Annotated in this window: 15 protein-coding genes; 6 read left to right on the top strand and 9 right to left on the bottom strand. The window is 57.2% G+C overall.

Going from position 1 to position 18990, the window contains the following annotated elements:
* Positions 1-187: 187 nt before the first annotated feature.
* The 9 genes from panD to thpR all read right to left on the bottom strand — a co-directional run bounded on the left by panD (position 188) and on the right by thpR (position 7433).
* Positions 188-568 (bottom strand): aspartate 1-decarboxylase, encoded by a 381-nt coding sequence (gene panD / locus FD428_RS17545; protein WP_012134019.1) that lies wholly within the window; start codon positions 566-568, stop codon positions 188-190.
* 92 nt (positions 569-660) lie between these two features.
* Positions 661-1515: a pantoate--beta-alanine ligase gene (gene panC, locus FD428_RS17540; RefSeq protein ID WP_024130695.1), complete on the bottom strand. Its 855-nt coding sequence runs from the start codon at positions 1513-1515 to the stop codon at positions 661-663.
* A 118-nt stretch (positions 1516-1633) separates the two neighbouring features.
* Complete coding sequence (gene panB, locus FD428_RS17535) at positions 1634-2425, bottom strand: 3-methyl-2-oxobutanoate hydroxymethyltransferase (RefSeq protein WP_012134017.1); 792 nt, start codon at positions 2423-2425, stop codon at positions 1634-1636.
* 120 nt (positions 2426-2545) lie between these two features.
* Positions 2546-3025 carry a 2-amino-4-hydroxy-6-hydroxymethyldihydropteridine diphosphokinase gene (folK, locus tag FD428_RS17530; protein WP_114847946.1) on the bottom strand — a complete coding sequence of 160 codons (480 nt, stop codon included), beginning with the start codon at positions 3023-3025 and terminating at the stop codon, positions 2546-2548.
* Positions 3022-4419, bottom strand: a complete 1398-nt coding sequence (gene pcnB / locus FD428_RS17525; RefSeq protein WP_204267647.1) for a polynucleotide adenylyltransferase PcnB — start codon at positions 4417-4419, stop codon at positions 3022-3024. The genes folK and pcnB overlap by 4 nt, the downstream gene beginning before the upstream one ends.
* A 69-nt stretch (positions 4420-4488) precedes the next feature.
* A complete protein-coding gene (gene gluQRS / locus FD428_RS17520; protein ID WP_012134014.1) occupies positions 4489-5385 on the bottom strand; it encodes a tRNA glutamyl-Q(34) synthetase GluQRS in 897 nt (298 codons plus the stop codon).
* Positions 5386-5530: 145 nt separating this feature from the next.
* Complete coding sequence (gene dksA, locus FD428_RS17515) at positions 5531-5986, bottom strand: RNA polymerase-binding protein DksA (protein ID WP_001155232.1); 456 nt, start codon at positions 5984-5986, stop codon at positions 5531-5533.
* A gap of 177 nt (positions 5987-6163) precedes the next feature.
* Complete coding sequence (gene sfsA, locus FD428_RS17510; protein ID WP_012134013.1) at positions 6164-6868, bottom strand: DNA/RNA nuclease SfsA; 705 nt, start codon at positions 6866-6868, stop codon at positions 6164-6166.
* 34 nt (positions 6869-6902) lie between these two features.
* The gene (thpR, locus tag FD428_RS17505; protein WP_114847945.1) at positions 6903-7433 is read right to left on the bottom strand and encodes an RNA 2',3'-cyclic phosphodiesterase; all 531 of its coding nucleotides are present in this window, start codon (positions 7431-7433) and stop codon (positions 6903-6905) included.
* Positions 7434-7506: 73 nt separating this feature from the next.
* On the opposite strand from thpR, the gene hrpB reads away from it, so the two are divergent.
* The 6 genes from hrpB to fhuB all read left to right on the top strand — a co-directional run bounded on the left by hrpB (position 7507) and on the right by fhuB (position 18962).
* Positions 7507-9936 carry an ATP-dependent helicase HrpB gene (gene hrpB / locus FD428_RS17500; protein ID WP_151228657.1) on the top strand — a complete coding sequence of 810 codons (2430 nt, stop codon included), beginning with the start codon at positions 7507-7509 and terminating at the stop codon, positions 9934-9936.
* 170 nt (positions 9937-10106) lie between these two features.
* Complete coding sequence (mrcB, locus tag FD428_RS17495) at positions 10107-12647, top strand: bifunctional glycosyl transferase/transpeptidase (protein ID WP_012134009.1); 2541 nt, start codon at positions 10107-10109, stop codon at positions 12645-12647.
* Positions 12648-12997: 350 nt separating this feature from the next.
* On the top strand, positions 12998-15247 hold the full coding sequence (gene fhuA, locus FD428_RS17490; RefSeq protein ID WP_012134008.1) for a ferrichrome porin FhuA: 2250 nt from the start codon (positions 12998-13000) through the stop codon (positions 15245-15247).
* A 48-nt stretch (positions 15248-15295) separates the two neighbouring features.
* Positions 15296-16093, top strand: a complete 798-nt coding sequence (gene fhuC / locus FD428_RS17485; RefSeq protein WP_112001170.1) for a Fe3+-hydroxamate ABC transporter ATP-binding protein FhuC — start codon at positions 15296-15298, stop codon at positions 16091-16093.
* Positions 16093-16983, top strand: coding sequence for a Fe(3+)-hydroxamate ABC transporter substrate-binding protein FhuD (gene fhuD, locus FD428_RS17480; RefSeq protein ID WP_114847943.1), 891 nt, complete (start codon positions 16093-16095; stop codon positions 16981-16983). Before fhuC ends, fhuD begins: the two co-directional genes overlap by 1 nt.
* On the top strand, positions 16980-18962 hold the full coding sequence (fhuB, locus tag FD428_RS17475; RefSeq protein ID WP_114847942.1) for a Fe(3+)-hydroxamate ABC transporter permease FhuB: 1983 nt from the start codon (positions 16980-16982) through the stop codon (positions 18960-18962). Before fhuD ends, fhuB begins: the two co-directional genes overlap by 4 nt.
* Positions 18963-18990: the final 28 nt, after the last annotated feature.

Here is an 18990-nt window from a genome sequence, read left to right as displayed (position 1 = left end):
TGAGGAAAAGAATTTAATGATATAAATAAATATAACGATGGATTGTTGGACGTTTGTTTAAATTTTCTGATAACGCCACAACTAATATTATTAGTTGTCCTGATAAGAAAGGCCGGAATTATTTAAAATAAAAGGAGCTGAAGTTTTTCGGCTCCTTTTATTAATATAATAATATATTTGGGAAATATCAGGCAACCTGTACCGGGATCGCTTTCGCGGTGCGCTTCATTTCATTATCGCCTTCAAAATAGGCGACGTTGGGCTGCCAGCGACGCGCTTCTTCGTCTGACATGGTAACGAAACTTGCGATGATCACGATATCGCCCACCGCAGCGCAGTGCGCCGCTGCGCCGTTCACGGAGATGATTCTGGAACCACGCTCGGCGGCAATCGCATAGGTTGAGAAGCGCTTGCCGTTAGTCACGTTCCAGATATCAATGGCTTCGTTTTCAAGAATACCGGCTGCGTCCAGAAAATCCTGATCAATGGCGCAGGAACCTTCGTAGTGCAGGTCCGCCTGAGTCACTTTCACGCGATGGAGTTTGCCCTGCAACATAGTGCGAATCATAACTTCTACCTTTAAATCTTAGCGATAACGAAGCAGGCGTAGCCTGCTTTGAGGAAATTCTCAGGCAGTATTGCCTGATTTTTAACCCCTGTCTACTGGGTTAATGTAACGGACTGATTGTCGATCAGGCGAGCCTGGCCCAGCCATGCCGCCATCAGGATCACCGCGCGTTTGCTGCTATCGGTGAGTTCCAGCAGCGTGTCCGCGTCGCGAATCTGAATGTCATCGGCGCGGAAGCCTTTTTCATTCAGCTCCTGCTCGGCGACGGCGATCATCTCTTCCAGATCGCGATTACCCGCCAGCAATTTCTCGGCGACGCTGTTCATCACCTTATTTAAGCCGGGAGCAATTTTGCGCTGTTCGGCGGTCAGGTAACCGTTACGCGAACTCAGCGCTAAACCATCTTTGGCGCGAATAATCGGTACGCCGACGATCTCGATGTCGTAGCCCATATCGGCCACCATCTTGCGGATTAAAGCCAGTTGCTGGAAGTCCTTTTCGCCAAAGCAGGCGATGTCCGGCTGGACGAGATTGAAGAGTTTGCTGACGATGGTGGAAACACCACGGAAATGGCCCGGACGGCTGGCGCCTTCCAGCATGGTGGACAGCCCAGGAACATCAACGTAAGTCTGGCCGTCGGTGCCTTGCGGGTAAATTTCCGCTGGCGCCGGCGCGAACACGAAATCCACTTTGCGTTTGTTCAGCTTTTCGCAATCTTCCTGCAACGTTCGTGGGTAGCGTACCAGATCGTCCGGGCGGTCAAACTGCATTGGGTTCACGAAAATACTGACCACCACGACGTCAGCGCGCGCTTTCGCTTCCTCAACCAGTTTCATATGACCATCGTGCAGGTTGCCCATCGTTGGCACCAGCGCAATGCGTTTACCGTCCTGGCGCAGGCGGCGAATATGCTGTCGCAGCAGCGGCAGGGTTTCAATAATTAGCACAACAAGACTCCTTAAGTTGCCTGATGGACAGTGGTTTGTAGGCCTGATAAGCGTAGCGCCATCAGGCATTTTGCCGGATGGCGACGCAGGGCGTTTTATCCGGCCTACAAGCACCCCATTAATGGAAGCTGTGTTCTTCGCCCGGATAGACGCTGGACTCAACCTCGGCAATATACTGCCGCACGGCGGCGCGCATGTCGCCTGCTTCCGCCAGGAAATTTTTAGCAAATTTCGGAATGTGGCCGCCGGTAATGCCGAAGGCGTCGTGCATCACCAGGATCTGACCGTCGGTTACGTTGCCTGCGCCAATGCCGATGACCGGAATAGAGAGCGCTTCGGTGACGCGTTTAGCAAGCTCAACCGGCACGCATTCCAGCACCAGCAACTGCGCGCCTGCCGCTTCCAGCGCCAGCGCATCATCCAGCAGTACCTGCCCCGCATCGCCGCGCCCCTGGATCTTATAGCCGCCAAAGATATTGACGGACTGCGGCGTCAGTCCCAGATGGCCGCACACCGGCACCGCGCGTTCGGTGAGCATTTTTACCGTATCGACCAGCCAGGCGCCGCCTTCGATTTTGACCATATTCGCCCCCGCGCGCATCACCACGGCGGCGTTTTCAAACGCCTGCTCCGGGGTGGCATAGGCCATAAACGGCAGGTCGGAGAGCAGGAGACAGTTAGGCGCGCCACGGCGCACCGCACGCGTGTGGTAAGCGATATCTTCTACGGTAACAGGCAGGGTGGAATCGTGTCCCTGAACCGTCATGCCCAGCGAGTCGCCTACCAGCATCACGTTGATACCCTCGTCAGCGAAGAGTCTGGCGAAGCTGTAATCGTAGGCGGTGATAGTCGCGAAGCGCTTTTTCTCTTGCTTACATTTTTGCAGCAAGGCGATAGTCGTCGGTTTCATAACGTTTCCTGATGGTGGAGGTCATATTAACCGGCATTTTAACAGCAGCATTGATGGGGGCAATGGATTTAAGCAATCGATTAACCCGAAAGCAGTAAACGCTAAAGAGGGGCGGGCAATTTACCAGTAGGCAGGTTTTTCTGCTGCGAGACGCGTGAGGTAATGATGCAGCGTGACGCCGTCCGGGAACACCAGGTTGGGGGCGATTTCAAAGAGCGGCCACAGCATAAAACCGCGATTTTTCATATCGTAGTGCGGTATCGTCAGGCGGGGCGTGTTTATTACGTCATCACCAAACAGCATGATGTCGAGATCGAGCGTGCGCGGTCCCCAGCGTTCGGCTTTGCGAACGCGGCCCTGTTGTAACTCAATACGCTGCGTGTGGTTGAGCAGTTCTTCCGGCGCCAGTTGGGTTTCCAGCGCAACGGCGGCGTTCAGGTAGTCGGGCTGATCCTGCGGGCCTAGCGGGGGAGTGCGGTAAAACGAGGAAACGGCAACAATGCGGCTGTCCGGGATGTCGCCGATAGCCTTCACGGCAGCATTAACCTGCTCCAGCGGAGAGGCTAAGTTGCTGCCGAGCGCGATATAGGCAACCGTCACGCGGTTCCCTCGCGGCGTGGCGCGCGTTTACGCGGACGACGATGGCGGCGGCGCGGCGCGGGGTCTTCATCCAGCTCATTCAGCATGCCTTTCTGATCGGGCGGCGCTGAAACCTGGAACTCGCCCCACCACTGCGCCAGACGTTGCAGTTCAGCGTTGTTTTCCACCTCGGCGCGCAACGCCAGCAGATCGTATGCGGCGCGGAATTTCGGGTGCTCCAGCAGCTTCCAGGCGCGTTTGCCCTGGCGGCGGGACATCCGCAACTGGAGTTGCCAGATATCACGGGTTAACGTTGTGAGGCGTTTCGGGATCGCCAGCGAACGGCACGCTTCGTCCAGCACCTCGTTCATGGCCAGCGCAAAGGCGTCGTAATAGGCCAGGCCGCTCTCCTGAGCGATTTTCTGCGCCATTTCCAGCAACGGATACCAGAACATGGCGGCAAACAAGAACGCCGGGTTAACGCGCATGTCGTTATGAATGCGGTTATCGGTATTTTTCAGCACCTGCGCAATGATGCGCTCCATCGCGCTGTCGCCGTTTTCGGTGAAATAACGCGTAATGGTGGGGAACAGGGGCTGGAACAGGCTGTATTCACGCAGCTTTTTGTAGGTTTCGAAACCATATCCCGCTTGCAGAAGCTTCAGGGACTCTTCAAACAGACGCGCGGGCGGAATATCGTTGAGTAAGGTCGCCAGGCGCGGAATCGGCTCTGCGGTTTCCGGGCTGATGCGCATATCGAGTTTTGCGGCGAAACGGACTGCACGCAGCATTCGCACCGGATCTTCGCGGTAACGCGTTTCAGGGTTGCCGATCAGGCGAATCACGCCGTCTTTCAGATCCTGCATACCGCCGACGTAATCGCGCACGGTGAAATCCGCCACGCTGTAATAGAGGCTGTTAATGGTGAAGTCACGACGCTGGGCGTCTTCTTCAATGGAGCCGAAGATGTTATCGCGCAACAGCATGCCGTTTTGCCCGCGCTGGGAGGTGGCGCGGTCGCTGTCGTTGCCCTCATGGTGACCACGAAATGTCGCCACTTCGATAATCTCCGGGCCGAACATGACGTGCGCCAGACGGAAACGGCGACCCACCAGACGACAGTTACGGAACAACTTCCGCACCTGATCCGGCGTTGCGTTGGTGGTGACATCGAAATCTTTCGGTTTTTTGCCGAGCAGAAGATCGCGCACGCCGCCGCCAACCAGCCAGGCCTCATATCCCGCTTTATTGAGCCTGTACATTACTTTCAGAGCATTTTCACTGATATCTTTGCGGGAAATAGCGTGCTGCTCACGCGGGATTACCGTCATATGTGGACGGGCGACGGCAAGCTCGGCCTCGCTCTCCTCGCGGTTTAGCACCTTGCGGCAAAAATTAGCGACTCGGGTAAAAATAGTGCACCTCGGTAGTGTCAAACATCAATCAGGACAAGTTACTGCGTAAAAATAGCGGCTAATCATAGCTCAGCAAGACGCATTTGAGAATGCTGGATTTACACTTGCCGATTCCGGCACCGTCGTAAGCGTCCAGTTATCCACCGCATACTGCAATAATTCGTCGGTATGCATATCCTGCCATTGCGCCGTGGCGTTCTGGCCCAGAAAGCGCAGCGCGGCAATGAGTACGGGGCGTGGATCGCCCTCCGGCAAGGCTGGGGCATGATTCTGTTTGGAAAGTTTAGCGCCTTGTTCGTTGAGCGCCAACGGCAGATGAATATAGTCCGGCGCGCGCCAGCCGAACTGCTGGTACAACGAAATTTGCCGTACCGTGGGTTCGATTAAATCCGCGCCGCGCACGATTTCCGTGACGCCCTGAAAATGATCGTCCACGACCACCGCCAGGTTATAGGCGAACAGACCATCGCGGCGATGAATAATAAAATCCTCGCGCGCCAGCAGCGGGTCGGCCTGGATATCACCGCGCAGCACGTCATGAAATTGCATCACCGGGCTGAACTGTTTAATCCGCACGGCGGCATTTTCCGGCCCATGCTGCAAGGTTCGGCAATGGCCGTCGTAAACGCCGCCGATGCGTTGAATGCGCGCGCGCGGGCAGGTGCAGTAGTAGCTTAAATTCTGCTGGCGCAGCCAGGCGAGCGCGTCGCGGTAGGCGTCATGGCGTTGGGACTGCCACAATATATCGCCATCCCAGTGCAGGCCGTAATGTTCCAGCTGACGCAGAATTGTCTCTGCGGCACCGGGAACTTCACGAGGGGGATCGATATCTTCAATGCGTACTCGCCAGATCCCATGCTGAGAGCGGGCTCGCAGGTAACTACCGAGGGCGGCGATCAGTGAACCAAAGTGCAGCTCGCCAGAGGGGGACGGGGCGAAGCGGCCAATATAGTGTGCGTTGGTCATACCGGTGGACAATATAAAAGAATAAGGCGGGAGATAACCCCGCCCGGATTTTGCCGGATGGCGGCGCAAACCCTTCATCCGGCCTATGAATTGTTGCCAGGCAGGATAAGCGTAGCGCCATCCGGCGTTCTACGGTCTGACGGGATTAGCCCGCCATTTGTTTTTCGCGGATCTCAGCCAGCGTTTTGCAGTCGATGCACAGATCGGCTGTTGGACGCGCTTCCAGACGGCGAATACCAATTTCGACACCGCAGGATTCGCAGTAGCCAAAATCTTCGTCTTCCACTTTCTTCAGCGTTTTCTCGATCTTTTTGATCAGTTTGCGCTCACGGTCGCGGTTACGCAGCTCAAGGCTAAATTCTTCTTCCTGCGCGGCACGGTCAACCGGATCAGGGAAGTTAGCCGCTTCGTCCTGCATATGAGTCACAGTGCGATCGACTTCATCCCTGAGTTGATTACGCCATGCTTCAAGAATACGCTTGAAGTGCGACAGCTGGGCTTCGTTCATATACTCTTCGCCCGGTTTCTCCTGGTACGGCTCCACCCCAGCGATGGCGAGAATACTCAGGGACGATGTTTTACGGTTTTGCCCTTCTTGCATGTTGCTTCTCCTTAACACGCACTATCGATCCCCATTGTCGGGGGAAAAATCAGGTCGCTATAAATAGCAGATGCTTTTCAGGATAGCAATTATCTAAACGTAACACTTGACAACCCTGTGAGGAAAAGCGTATTTGCGTACGCGACCAGAATACTAATTAACCGATTGTTTACGCCATTATAAAGTCATGGGTAACGGTTCTTTTAGAGTCATACCTTCGGCAGAAAGTTCGGCTTTATAAACCAGAATTTCTACCCCCTTTAGCTGTGCTTCAATCAATAGTTGCGCATATTTTGCATCGATATGCCGCGCGGGTGAAAACCGTGTAATGGCTGAATGCAGCACCGCGAATAACACCACGGCGCGATGGCCTTCAGCCGCTACGCTCATCAGTTCCCGAAGGTGTTTTTGTCCCCGTAAGGTGACGGCATCGGGAAAATAACCATACTCTTGTTCCGCTAATGTGACCGATTTCACTTCAATATAGCAGTCGGGTCGGGAATCTGCCTGTAACATGAAATCAATACGGCTGCGTTCCGCGCCGTATTTTACTTCGCTTTTTAACAGGCTGTAGCCTGAAAGTTCTGAAAGCTGCTCATTCTGAATCGCTTCCTTCGTTAATCTGTTTGCCCACAGGGTGTTAACGCAGATAAGTGCGCCTGTCCGGGTTTGCGTTAATTCCCAGGTGTGCGGATATTTGCGTTTAGTATTTTCTGATGTCGAATACCAGACGGTATCGCCCGGCGTGGCGCATCCGGTCATCGCACCGGTATTTGGGCAGTGTAACGTTAATTCCGTGCCGTCCGGCGTAATGACATCGGCTAAAAAACGTTTGTAGCGCTGAATTAAGGTGGCGCGCTGTAATGGCGGAGAGAACTGCATGTGATTTCCTTAAAGCCTGCTTTTGCAGACTATTTTATTCGGTAAGCGTCCAGCGCTGTAGTTGTGTGTAACGTGTGCGGCCGCGTTCGAACGACGAGGCATAAAGCGCAAATTCATTGACCGGAAACGACCAGCAAAAACCCGGCGCTGGAATGGCGACCGCATGGCTGGCGTCACGCAGCAGCGTAATATGCGGATGAAAAGGCTGCGGGCTTTGATAACAACCGCTGCGCGCCGCCTGGGCGCGTAACATGTTCGCCAGTTGCAGCAGCCCGCGCGGCGGCTGTCGCGTCCCCAGCCAGACGACCCGCGAACGTAGCCACTGGCCCGCGTCATCCAGCCTGAGCGTAAAGCCTGGCTGACGGATGCGTCCGGCAAGCTGTGATAACGCCTGTTGCTTGCTCGCGCTCACCTCGCCTAAAAACGCCAGCGTCAGGTGCAAATTTGCTGCGGCGACCGGCCTGCCGTCGTCCGGGGAAAAATGACCGGCGCGCCAGGCGATGATCTGCTCACGAACCTCGTCGGGCAATTCAATGGCAAAGAACAGCCTTTTCGGCTCAGACATGATGGGTACTCGGTTATGAATTAACGCGATGCTACAATGCAGCGCGAAGAATGTTAACCCTCTGGAGCCATTTGTGACGTCGTTGCCCGTTGCCGCCGTACTGCCCGAATTACTTGCCGCGCTTGAAAGCGCGCCCCAGGTTTTGCTCACCGCCCCAACCGGCGCAGGGAAATCGACCTGGCTGCCGTTGCAGTTTCTGACGCATAAAGGCATTCAGGGGCGAATTATCCTGCTGGAGCCGCGCCGCCTGGCGGCACGCAATGTGGCGCAGCGGCTGGCGGAACTCCTGAACGAGAAGCCCGGCGAGACGGTCGGTTATCGGATGCGCGCGCAAAGCTGTGTTGGCCCGCAGACGCGGCTTGAAGTGGTGACGGAAGGGGTGCTGACAAGAATGATCCAGCGCGATCCCGAGCTGAACGGCGTCGGGCTGGTGATCCTCGATGAATTTCATGAGCGTAGTTTGCAGGCGGATCTGGCGCTGGCCCTGCTGCTGGACGTGCAGCAAGGGCTGCGTGACGATCTGAAACTGCTGATCATGTCTGCGACGCTGGACAACGGGAAGCTGCAACAGCGCCTTCCTGATGCGCCGCAGGTGGTGTCTGAGGGGCGTGCCTGGCCCGTTGAGCGTCGCTACCAGTCACTTCCGGCCCAACTGCGTTTTGATGAGGCGGTGGCCATCGCCACGGCAGATTTGCTGCGTCACGAAACCGGCTCTCTGCTGCTGTTTTTACCGGGCGTTGGGGAAATTCTGCGCGTACAGGAATACCTGGCCGCGCGCGTGGCGGATGATGTGCTGTTATGCCCGCTGTATGGCGCGTTGTCTCTGGAGGCGCAGCGTAAAGCGATACTGCCTGCGCCGCGCGGGATGCGCAAAGTCGTGCTGGCGACCAATATTGCTGAAACCAGTTTAACCATCGAGGGTATCCGTCTGGTGGTGGACAGCGCGCAGGAGCGCGTGGCGCGCTATGACGTGCGAACCGGCCTGACGCGGCTGATTACCCAGCGCGTCAGTCAGGCCTCCATGACGCAGCGAGCCGGACGCGCCGGGCGTCTGGAACCGGGCGTGTGTGTTCACCTGCTGGCGAAAGAGCAGGCGGAAAGGGCGGCGGCGCAAAGCGAGCCGGAGATTTTACAAAGCGATCTGTCCGGTTTACTGCTGGAGCTGCTGCAATGGGGATGCAGCGATCCCGTGCAGCTAAACTGGCTGGACCTTCCCCCGTCTGCCAACGTGCAGGCAGCCCGGCGGCTGTTGCAGATGCTGAATGCGCTGGATGGTGAGCGGCTGAGCGCGACGGGGCAGAAAATGGCGCGGCTTGGCAACGACCCCCGTCTGGCGGCGATGCTGGTCAGCGCCGGCAATGACAGTGAAAAGGCGACAGCGGCGAAACTGGCGGCGATTCTGGAGGAGCCGCCACGCGCGGGCAATACCGACCTCAGCGTGGCGTTTTCGCGCCAGCAACCGGGCTGGCAGCAGCGTAGCCAGCAGCTCCTGAAACGGCTCAACGGGCGAGGCGGCGAAGTGGACGGCACGATGCTGGCGCCGCTGCTTGCGCAGGCGTTTGCCGATCGTATTGCGCGTCGACGCGGTCAGGAAGGGCGCTATCAACTGGCGAATGGCATGGGCGCGGTGCTTGACGCCGATGACGCGCTGGGTCGCCATGAGTGGCTTATCGCACCGTTGCTGTTGCAGGGGAGCGCGTCGCCGGATGCCCGTATTCTGCTGGCTTTACCGCTGGATATTGAGGCGCTTATTCAGGCATGTCCGGCGCTGTTGCAGCAGTCCGACACGGTAGAGTGGGACGACGCGCAGGGAACGTTAAAGGCGCTGCGCCGAATGCGCATCGGGCAACTGACGGTAAAAGTTCAGCCGCTGGCTAAGCCTTCGGAAGAGGAACTGCACCAGGCGATGCTCAATGGCATTCGCGATAAAGGGCTAAGTGTGCTCAACTGGACGCCGGAGGCTGAACAGTTCCGCCTGCGTCTGCTGTGCGCGGCGCAATGGTTGCCGGAGTACGACTGGCCTGCCGTTGATGACGCTTCTCTTCTGGCTACGCTGGAAAGCTGGCTGCTGCCGCACATGACGGGCGTTCATACGCTGCGCGCCCTGAAAGCCCTGAATATTACCCTGGCGTTACGTGGCCTGCTGGACTGGTCTATGCTGCAACGTCTGGATAGTGAGCTGCCCGCGCATTACACTGTGCCGACGGGAAGCCGGATAGCCATTCGTTATCACGAAGATAACCCGCCAGCGCTGGCGGTCAGAATGCAGGAGATGTTTGGCGAAGCAAATACGCCTGCTATCGCGCAGGGGCGCGTGCCGCTGGTGCTGGAGTTGCTCTCACCGGCTCAACGCCCGCTACAGATTACGCGCGATTTAAGCGCGTTCTGGCAGGGAGCGTACCGCGAGGTACAAAAAGAGATGAAAGGGCGTTATCCCAAACATGTCTGGCCGGACGATCCGGCGAATACCGCGCCGACGCGGCGCACGAAGAAGTATTCATGACTGCCGGATGGCGCTGTGCTTATCAGGCCTGCTCGCTCAAATGTAGGCTGGATAAGGCGAAGCCGCCATCCGGCATAAACATGGCAGAAAATTGAGAGATTTCTTCTTCTGTCGACTGACGGAAGGACAGAGAATCGGGCCTTTGCGCCTGTATGTTGCGGAGAAAAAGCATGGCCGGGAATGACCGCGAGCCAATTGGACGCAAAGGGAAACCACCGCGTCCGGTGAAACAAAAGGTAAGCCGTCGTCGACTCAGAGATGAAGAGTACGACGACGATTATGATGATGACTATGAGGATGAAGAACCGATGCCGCGTAACGGTAAGGGCAAAGGGCGTAAGCCTCGTGGCAAGCGTGGCTGGCTCTGGCTACTGCTAAAACTGTCGATTGTTTTTGTCGTGCTGATTGCGATCTACGGCGTCTATCTGGATCAAAAAATCCGTAGCCGTATTGATGGCAAAGTCTGGCAGCTTCCTGCGGCGGTATATGGCCGGATGGTTAACCTTGAGCCGGAAATGCCCGTCAGCAAGAATGAAATGGTGAAATTGCTGGAGGCCACCCAGTACCGTCAGGTGACGAAAATGACGCGTCCCGGCGAGTTTACCGTACAGGCGAACAGCATCGAGATGATCCGCCGTCCGTTTGACTTCCCGGACAGCAAAGAAGGGCAGGTGCGTGCGCGTCTGACCTTTGACGGCGGCCATCTGGATACGATCGTGAATATGGATAACAACCGCCAGTTTGGTTTCTTCCGTCTCGATCCGCGCCTGATCACCATGCTCTCTTCGCCGAACGGCGAACAGCGCCTGTTCGTGCCGCGCAGCGGTTTCCCGGATCTGCTGGTGGATACGCTGCTGGCGACGGAAGACCGTCATTTCTATGAGCACGATGGCGTTAGCCTGTATTCCATCGGTCGTGCGGTGCTGGCGAACCTTACCGCCGGGCGCACGGTTCAGGGGGCGAGTACGCTGACGCAACAGCTGGTGAAAAACCTGTTCCTCACCAGCGAACGCTCCTACTGGCGTAAAGCGAACGAAGCTTACATGGCGCTGCTGATGGATGCGCGCTACAGCAAGGACAGGATCCTTGAGTTGTACATGAACGAAGTCTATCTCGGCCAGAGCGGCGATAACGAGATTCGCGGCTTCCCGCTGGCGAGCCTGTACTACTTTGGCCGCCCGGTCGAAGAGTTGAGCCTCGATCAGCAGGCGCTGCTGGTGGGGATGGTGAAAGGGGCGTCAATCTACAACCCGTGGCGTAACCCGAAACTGGCGCTGGAGCGTCGTAATCTGGTGCTGCGTCTGCTGCAACAACAGCAGGTGATCGACCAGGAGCTGTACGACATGCTGAGCGCGCGTCCGCTGGGCGTGCAGCCGCGCGGCGGGGTGATCTCGCCACAGCCAGCCTTTATGCAGATGGTGCGTCAGGAGTTGCAGGCGAAGCTCGGCGACAAAGTGAAAGACCTTTCTGGCGTGAAGATCTTCACCACTTTTGATTCCGTGGCGCAGGATGCGGCTGAAAAAGCGGCCGTTGAGGGCATTCCGGCGCTGAAGAAACAGCGCAATCTGAGCGATCTGGAAACCGCGATTGTGGTGGTAGACCGCTTCAGCGGTGAGGTGCGTGCGATGGTCGGCGGGGCGGAGCCGCAGTTCGCCGGGTACAACCGTGCGATGCAGGCGCGCCGTTCTATCGGCTCTCTGGCAAAACCGGCGACCTATCTGACGGCGTTAAGCCAGCCGAAGCTGTATCGCCTGAACACCTGGATTGCCGACGCGCCGATCGCGCTTCGTCAGCCGAACGGGCAGGTCTGGTCTCCGCAGAACGATGACCGTCGTTACAGCGAAAGTGGCAAAGTGATGCTGGTGGACGCGCTGACGCGCTCCATGAACGTACCGACGGTGAATCTGGGGATGGCGCTGGGGCTTCCTGCCGTCACCGATACCTGGATGAAGCTGGGCGTGCCGAAAGATCAGCTGCATCCGGTTCCGGCCATGCTGCTGGGGGCGCTGAACCTGACGCCAATCGAAGTGGCGCAAGCGTTCCAGACCATCGCCAGCGGCGGCAACCGGGCGCCGTTGTCAGCATTGCGTTCGGTGATTGCGGAAGACGGTACGGTGCTGTATCAGAGCTTCCCGCAGGCTGAGCGCGCGGTTCCGGCGCAGGCGGCGTATATGACGTTGTGGACGATGCAGCAGGTTGTGCAGCGCGGCACCGGGCGTCAGCTGGGCGCGAAGTATCCGGGTCTGCATCTGGCGGGTAAAACCGGGACTACCAACAACAATGTCGATACCTGGTTTGCAGGGATTGATGGCAGCCAGGTGACGATTACCTGGGTGGGTCGCGATAATAACCAGCCGACGAAACTGTACGGCGCCAGCGGCGCGATGTCGATTTATCAGCGTTATCTGGCGAACCAAACGCCAACGCCGCTGACGCTGACGCCGCCGGAAGATGTGGTGGATATGGGCGTCGATTACGACGGTAATTTCGTCTGTAGCGGTGGAATGCGAGCGCTGCCGGTCTGGACGACCGACCCGGACGCGCTGTGCCAGCAGGGCGAAATGATGCAACAGCAGCAGCCGACCGGGAACCCGTTCGATCAGTCTTCTTCGCAGCAACAGCAGCCTCAACAGCAGCAACCGGCGCAGCAGGAGAAGAAAGACAGCGACGGCGTGGCGGGGTGGATCAAGGATATGTTTGGTAGTAACTAACCGTTGCGCCTGATGGCGCTGCGCTTATCAGGCCTACGGAACCAATAAACGCATTGGATCTTGTAGGCCGGATAAGACGCGCCAGCGTCGCCATCCGGCAAGATGGCAAAAACAGGCGCGAACCGTAGGCCGGATAAGGCGCGTCAGCGCTGCCATCCGGCAAATTTCCGCAGAATAACATTCCAGCCTAAATCATTAACCCTTCCTTTTCATCTGGTTATTTCTTAACCCCTTAGTTTTGATAGGGGCGCGTATTGCTTGCTATCGCGCCAACGTTTCGAATATTATGCTGCGGTCATAAGAATAATTCTCGTTTACGTTATCATTCACTTTTCATTAGAGATATACCAATGGCGCGTCTTAAAACTGCTCAGCCAAACTCTTCGCTGCGTAAAATCGCAGTCGTAGTAGCCACAGCGGTTAGCGGCATGTCTGTCTATGCACAGGCGGCGGTTGAACCGAAAGAAGAAACTATCACCGTAACCGCTGCACCTGCCCAGCAGGAAAGTGCCTGGGGGCCGGCGGCGACCATCGCGGCCAGACAATCCGCCACAGCGACCAAAACGGATACCCCCATTCAAAAGGTGCCACAGTCTATTTCTGTGGTAACTGCCGAGGAGATGGCGCTGCATCAGCCTAAATCTGTGAAAGAGGCGCTCAGCTACACTCCTGGTGTTGCCGTGGGCACTCGTGGCGCGTCTAACACTTATGATTACCTGATCATCCGCGGTTTCGCCGCTGACGGCCAAAGTCAGAACAACTATCTGAATGGCCTGAAGATGCAGGGTAACTTTTACAATGATGCGGTGATTGACCCTTATATGCTGGAGCGCGCTGAAGTCATGCGCGGCCCGGTTTCCGTTCTCTACGGAAAAAGCAACCCTGGTGGTTTGTTGAACATGGTCAGCAAGCGTCCAACCACGGAACCGCTGAAAGAAGTTCAGTTCAAGATGGGCACCGACAGCCTGTTCCAGACCGGTTTTGACTTTAGTGATGCTCTGGATGACGATGGTGTTTACTCTTATCGCTTAACCGGCCTTGCGCGTTCTGCGAATGCCCAGCAGCAAGGTGCGGAAGAACAGCGTTATGCCATCGCGCCATCTTTCAGCTGGCGTCCGAATGATAAAACCAACTTTACCTTCTTATCTTATTTCCAGAATGAACCGGAAACAGGTTATTACGGCTGGCTGCCGAAAGAAGGGACAGTGACTAAGTTACCGAACGGTAAGCGTCTCTCTACCGATTTCAACGAAGGTGCGAACAACAATACCTATTCTCGTAACGAGAAGATGGTGGGCTACAGCTTCGACCACGAATTTAACGACACCTTTACCGTGCGTCAGAACCTGCGTTACGCGCAAAATAAAGTCTCGCAGAACAGCGTGTATGGCTACGGTATGTGCTCCGATCCGCTCTATACAAAGGATCCGGCTAATAGTCCTTGCGCCAGCGTTCCTCAGTCAGATTGGGGTCATACGCTGACTCGTCAGTACGTTATCGATAATGAGAAATTGCAGAACTTCGCTGTCGATACCCAACTGCAAAGCAAGTTTGCAACGGCCGATGTGGATCACACGCTGCTGACCGGCGTTGACTTTATGCGTATGCGTAACGATATTGACTCCTGGTTTGGCTATGCTGGTTCTGTAACGCCGTCCGACATCTATAACCTTGATCGCAGTGACTTCGATTTTGGCTCACATCCTGGCCCTTCAGGCCCTTACAAAGTGCTGAATAAGCAGAAGCAAACTGGCTTGTACGTGCAGGATCAGATGCAATGGGATAAGGTGCTGGTTACTCTGGGCGGTCGTTACGACTGGGCTGACCAGGAGTCCTTCAACCGTGTTTACGGTACTACCGATAAGCGCGACGACAAACAGTTCACCTGGCGTGGCGGTGTTAACTACCTGTTCGACAATGGCGTAACCCCGTATTTCAGCTATAGCGAGTCGTTTGAACCGGCTTCGCAGACGGGGGAAAGCGGTAATATCTTTGCTCCATCCAAAGGTAAGCAGTACGAAGCTGGCGTGAAATACGTGCCGAGCGATCGTCCGATCGTGATTACCGGTGCAGTGTATCAGCTCACCAAAACCAACAATCTGATGCCCGACCCGAATGGATCGTCCTGGTCAGTCGAAGGCGGTGAAATTCGTTCACGTGGTGTGGAAATTGAAGCGAAAGCCGCGCTGTCTGCAAGCGTCAACGTGGTTGGTTCTTATACCTATACCGATGCGGAATACACTACCGACACCAGCTACAAAGGCAACACGCCTGCTCAGGTGCCTAAACATATGGCATCATTGTGGGGTGATTACACCCTCTATGACGGCGCGCTTTCCGGGCTGACGTTGGGTACGGGTGTTCGTTATACTGGCTCCAGCTATGGCGACCCGGCAAACTCCTTCAAAGTGGGGAGCTATACGCTGGTGGATGCGTTAGTACGTTACGATCTGGCGCGCGTTGGTATGGCTGGGTCTAACGTGGCGCTGCATGTGAACAACTTGTTTGACCGTGAGTACGTCGCAAGCTGCTTTAACACCTATGGCTGCTTCTGGGGCGCGGAGCGTCAGGTCGTTGCAACCGCAACCTTCCGTTTCTAATTTCTCTTTGGGCACGGTTCGCCGTGCCCGCTTTACAAGTTGGCCGCTATGCAGGAAAACACAACCCGTCCCGACACGACTTTCGCCCTACGTAATGTCTCCTTTCGTGTGCCTGGCCGCACGCTTCTGCATCCTCTTTCGCTGACCTTTCCGGTGGGTAAAGTTACCGGGCTTATTGGTCACAACGGTTCAGGTAAATCAACCTTACTGAAAATGCTGGGGCGGCATCAACCGCCGTCGGAAGGCGACGTGTTGCTCGACGATCAGCCGTTGAACAGCTGGAACAGTAAAGCGTTTGCCCGCAAGGTCGCCTATCTGCCGCAGCAGCTTCCGCAGGCGGAAGGGATGACGGTGCGCGAGCTGGTGGCGATTGGGCGTTATCCGTGGCACGGCGCGCTGGGTCGTTTTGGCGTAACCGACAGAGAAAAAGTGGAAGAGGCGATTACGCTGGTGGGACTAAAACCACTGGCGCACCGTCTGGTGGACAGCCTCTCCGGTGGGGAACGTCAGCGGGCGTGGATCGCCATGCTGGTGGCCCAGGATAGCCGCTGTTTGCTACTCGACGAACCCACCTCCGCGCTGGATATCGCGCATCAGGTTGATGTGCTGGCGCTGGTGCACCGCTTAAGCCAGCAGCGTGGGCTGACGGTGATTGCCGTTTTGCACGACATCAACATGGCGGCCCGCTACTGTGATTATCTGGTGGCGCTGCGCGGTGGCGAAATGATTGCCCAGGGTACGCCAGCAGAGTTGATGCGTGGTGAAACGCTGGAGCTGATTTATGGCATCCCGATGGGAATTTTGCCGCATCCGGCTGGCGCCGCACCCGTGAGTTTTGTCTATTAATGAGCGGTTTACATTCTATTACCCGACGTCGATTGTTAACGGCGATGGCGCTTTCTCCTCTGCTCTGGCAAATGGGGCAAGCCCGGGCCGCAACCGTCGATCCTCATCGTATTGTCGCCCTGGAGTGGTTGCCGGTAGAGCTGCTGTTAGCGCTCGGCATCATGCCTTACGGCGTGGCGGATATTCCCAATTATCGCCTGTGGGTTAACGAGCCCGCATTGCCGGAGTCGGTCATTGACGTTGGGCTGCGTACCGAACCTAATCTGGAACTGCTGACCGAAATGAAGCCCTCATTTATGGTCTGGTCGGCAGGCTATGGCCCTTCGCCTGAAAAGCTGGCGCGTATCGCGCCGGGGCGCGGCTTTAGCTTCAGCGACGGCAAAAAACCGTTAGCGGTAGCGCGTCAGTCGTTAATTGAAATGGCGCAACTGCTTAATCTTGAGTCTGCGGCCAGCCGCCATCTGGCGGAATACGATAGCTTTATCGACAGCCAGAAACCGCGCTTTGCCCGGCGTGGCGACCGGCCTCTGCTGCTGATGACGTTGCTCGATCCGCGCCATATGCTGGTTTTCGGCCCGAACTGCTTATTCCAGGAGACGCTGGACGCGTTCGGCATTCGCAATGCCTGGCAGGGGGAAACCAATTTCTGGGGCAGCACTGCGGTCGGTATCGACCGGCTGGCGGCCTATAAAGACGCTGACGTCCTCTGTTTTGATCACGGCAATAACCCGGATATGGCTGCGCTGATGGCGACGCCGCTGTGGCAGGCGATGCCGTTTGTGCGCGCCGGACGTTTTCAGCGCGTGCCTGCCGTCTGGTTTTATGGCGCGACGCTGTCGAGCATGCGTTTCATGCGCATTCTGGATAATGCGCTGGGAGGTAAAGCGTGAGCCGACGTATTGCGCTATTTCCGGCGTTGCTGCTGGCGGTGTTATTTATCGCCGCTGCCTGGCTGACCTGGTTTAACTTCTCCATCGCATTGCCGCGCAGCCAGTGGCAGCAAGCGTTCTGGTCGCCGGATATCGACAGCATTGAGCAAATGATTTTCCACTATAGCCTGCTACCACGCCTGGTGATCGCCTTGCTGGTCGGGGCCGGACTTGGGCTGGTGGGCGTATTGTTCCAGCAGGTGCTGCGTAACCCGCTGGCGGAGCCAACGACGCTCGGCGTGGCGACAGGGGCGCAGCTCGGGATTACTGTAACGACGCTATGGGCGATTCCCGGCGCGATGGCCACGCAATTTGCGGCGCTGGCAGGCGCGTGCGTGGTGGGGGCGCTGGTGTTTGGCGTCGCCTGGGGAAAACGCCTGTCACCGGTTACGCTGATTCTCGCCGGTCTGGTGGTGAGCCTGTATTGCGGGGCGATTAACCAGCTGATGGTGATTTTCCACCACGACCAGTTGCAAAGCATGTTCCTGTGGAGCACCGGAACGCTGACGCAAACCGACTGGAGTGGGGTGCAGAGGCTGTGGCCGCAGCTGCTGGGCGGCGTGATGCTCACCTTGCTATTGCTGCGTCCGATGACCCTGATGGGGCTGGATGACGGCGTGGCGCGCAATCTGGGGCTGGCCTTGTCGCTGGCGCGTCTGGCGGCTTTATCGCTGGCGATCGTGCTCAGCGCGATGCTGGTTAACGCCGTTGGGATTATCGGCTTTATCGGCCTGTTCGCCCCGCTGCTGGCGAAAATGCTTGGGGCGCGTCGCTTACTGGCGCGCCTGATGCTGGCGCCGCTGATTGGCGCGCTGATCCTTTGGCTTTCCGATCAGACCATTTTGTGGCTGACCCGCGTCTGGATGGAGGTCTCCACGGGTTCCGTGACGGCGCTGATTGGCGCGCCGCTGTTGCTGTGGCTGCTGCCGCGTCTGCGCAGCATGAGCGCGCCGGCAATGAACGCCAATGACCGCGTAGCGGCGGAACGCCAGCATGTGTTGAGTTTTGCGCTGGCAGGCGGTGTCGTGCTGCTGCTGGCGGTGTTCGTGGCGCTCTCTTTTGGCCGTGACGCGCACGGCTGGAACTGGGCGAGCGGCGCGCTGCTGGATGAACTGATGCCCTGGCGCTGGCCGCGTATTCTGGCGGCATTGATTGCGGGCGTGATGCTGGCGGTAGCGGGGTGCATTATTCAACGCCTGACCGGAAACCCGATGGCCAGCCCGGAAGTGCTGGGTATCAGCTCCGGCGCGGCGTTCGGCGTGGTACTGATGCTATTCCTGGTGCCGGGTAACGCCTTTGGCTGGCTGCTGCCTGCCGGGAGCATCGGCGCGGCGGCGACGTTGCTGATCATCATGGTCGCGGCAGGACGCGGGGGCTTTTCTCCGCACCGTATGCTGCTGGCGGGGATGGCGCTCAGTACGGCGTTTACGATGCTGTTGATGATGTTACAGGCGAGCGGCGATCCGCGCATGGCGGGAGTGCTGACCTGGATTTCCGGTTCGACCTACAACGCGTCGGAAGAACAGGTGGTACGCACTGGCATTGTGATGGTGATTCTGCTGGCGATTACGCCGCTGTGTCGTCGCTGGTTAACCATTTTACCGCTGGGCGGCGAGACGGCGCGGGCGGTGGGTATCGCGTTGACGCCATCGCGTGTTGGGCTGTTGTTGCTGGCGGCCTGTCTGACGGCGACCGCGACGATGACCATTGGGCCGCTGAGCTTCGTCGGGCTGATGGCGCCGCATATCGCGCGGATGCTCGGTTTTCGCCGCACGATGCCGCATATGATTATGTCGGCGCTGGCGGGGGGAATACTGCTGGTTTTCGCCGACTGGTGCGGCAGAATGGTGTTGTTCCCGTATCAGATCCCGGCGGGATTGCTCTCGACGTTTATCGGCGCGCCGTATTTTATTTATCTGTTACGTAAGCAGAGCCGGTAATGGTGCCTTATCCGGCCTACGGCGCCAT

The organism is Citrobacter sp. TBCP-5362 (assembly GCF_005406305.1).
Classification (GTDB): domain Bacteria; phylum Pseudomonadota; class Gammaproteobacteria; order Enterobacterales; family Enterobacteriaceae; genus Citrobacter_B; species Citrobacter_B koseri.
This window is presented reverse-complemented; position numbering and strand designations above follow the sequence as displayed.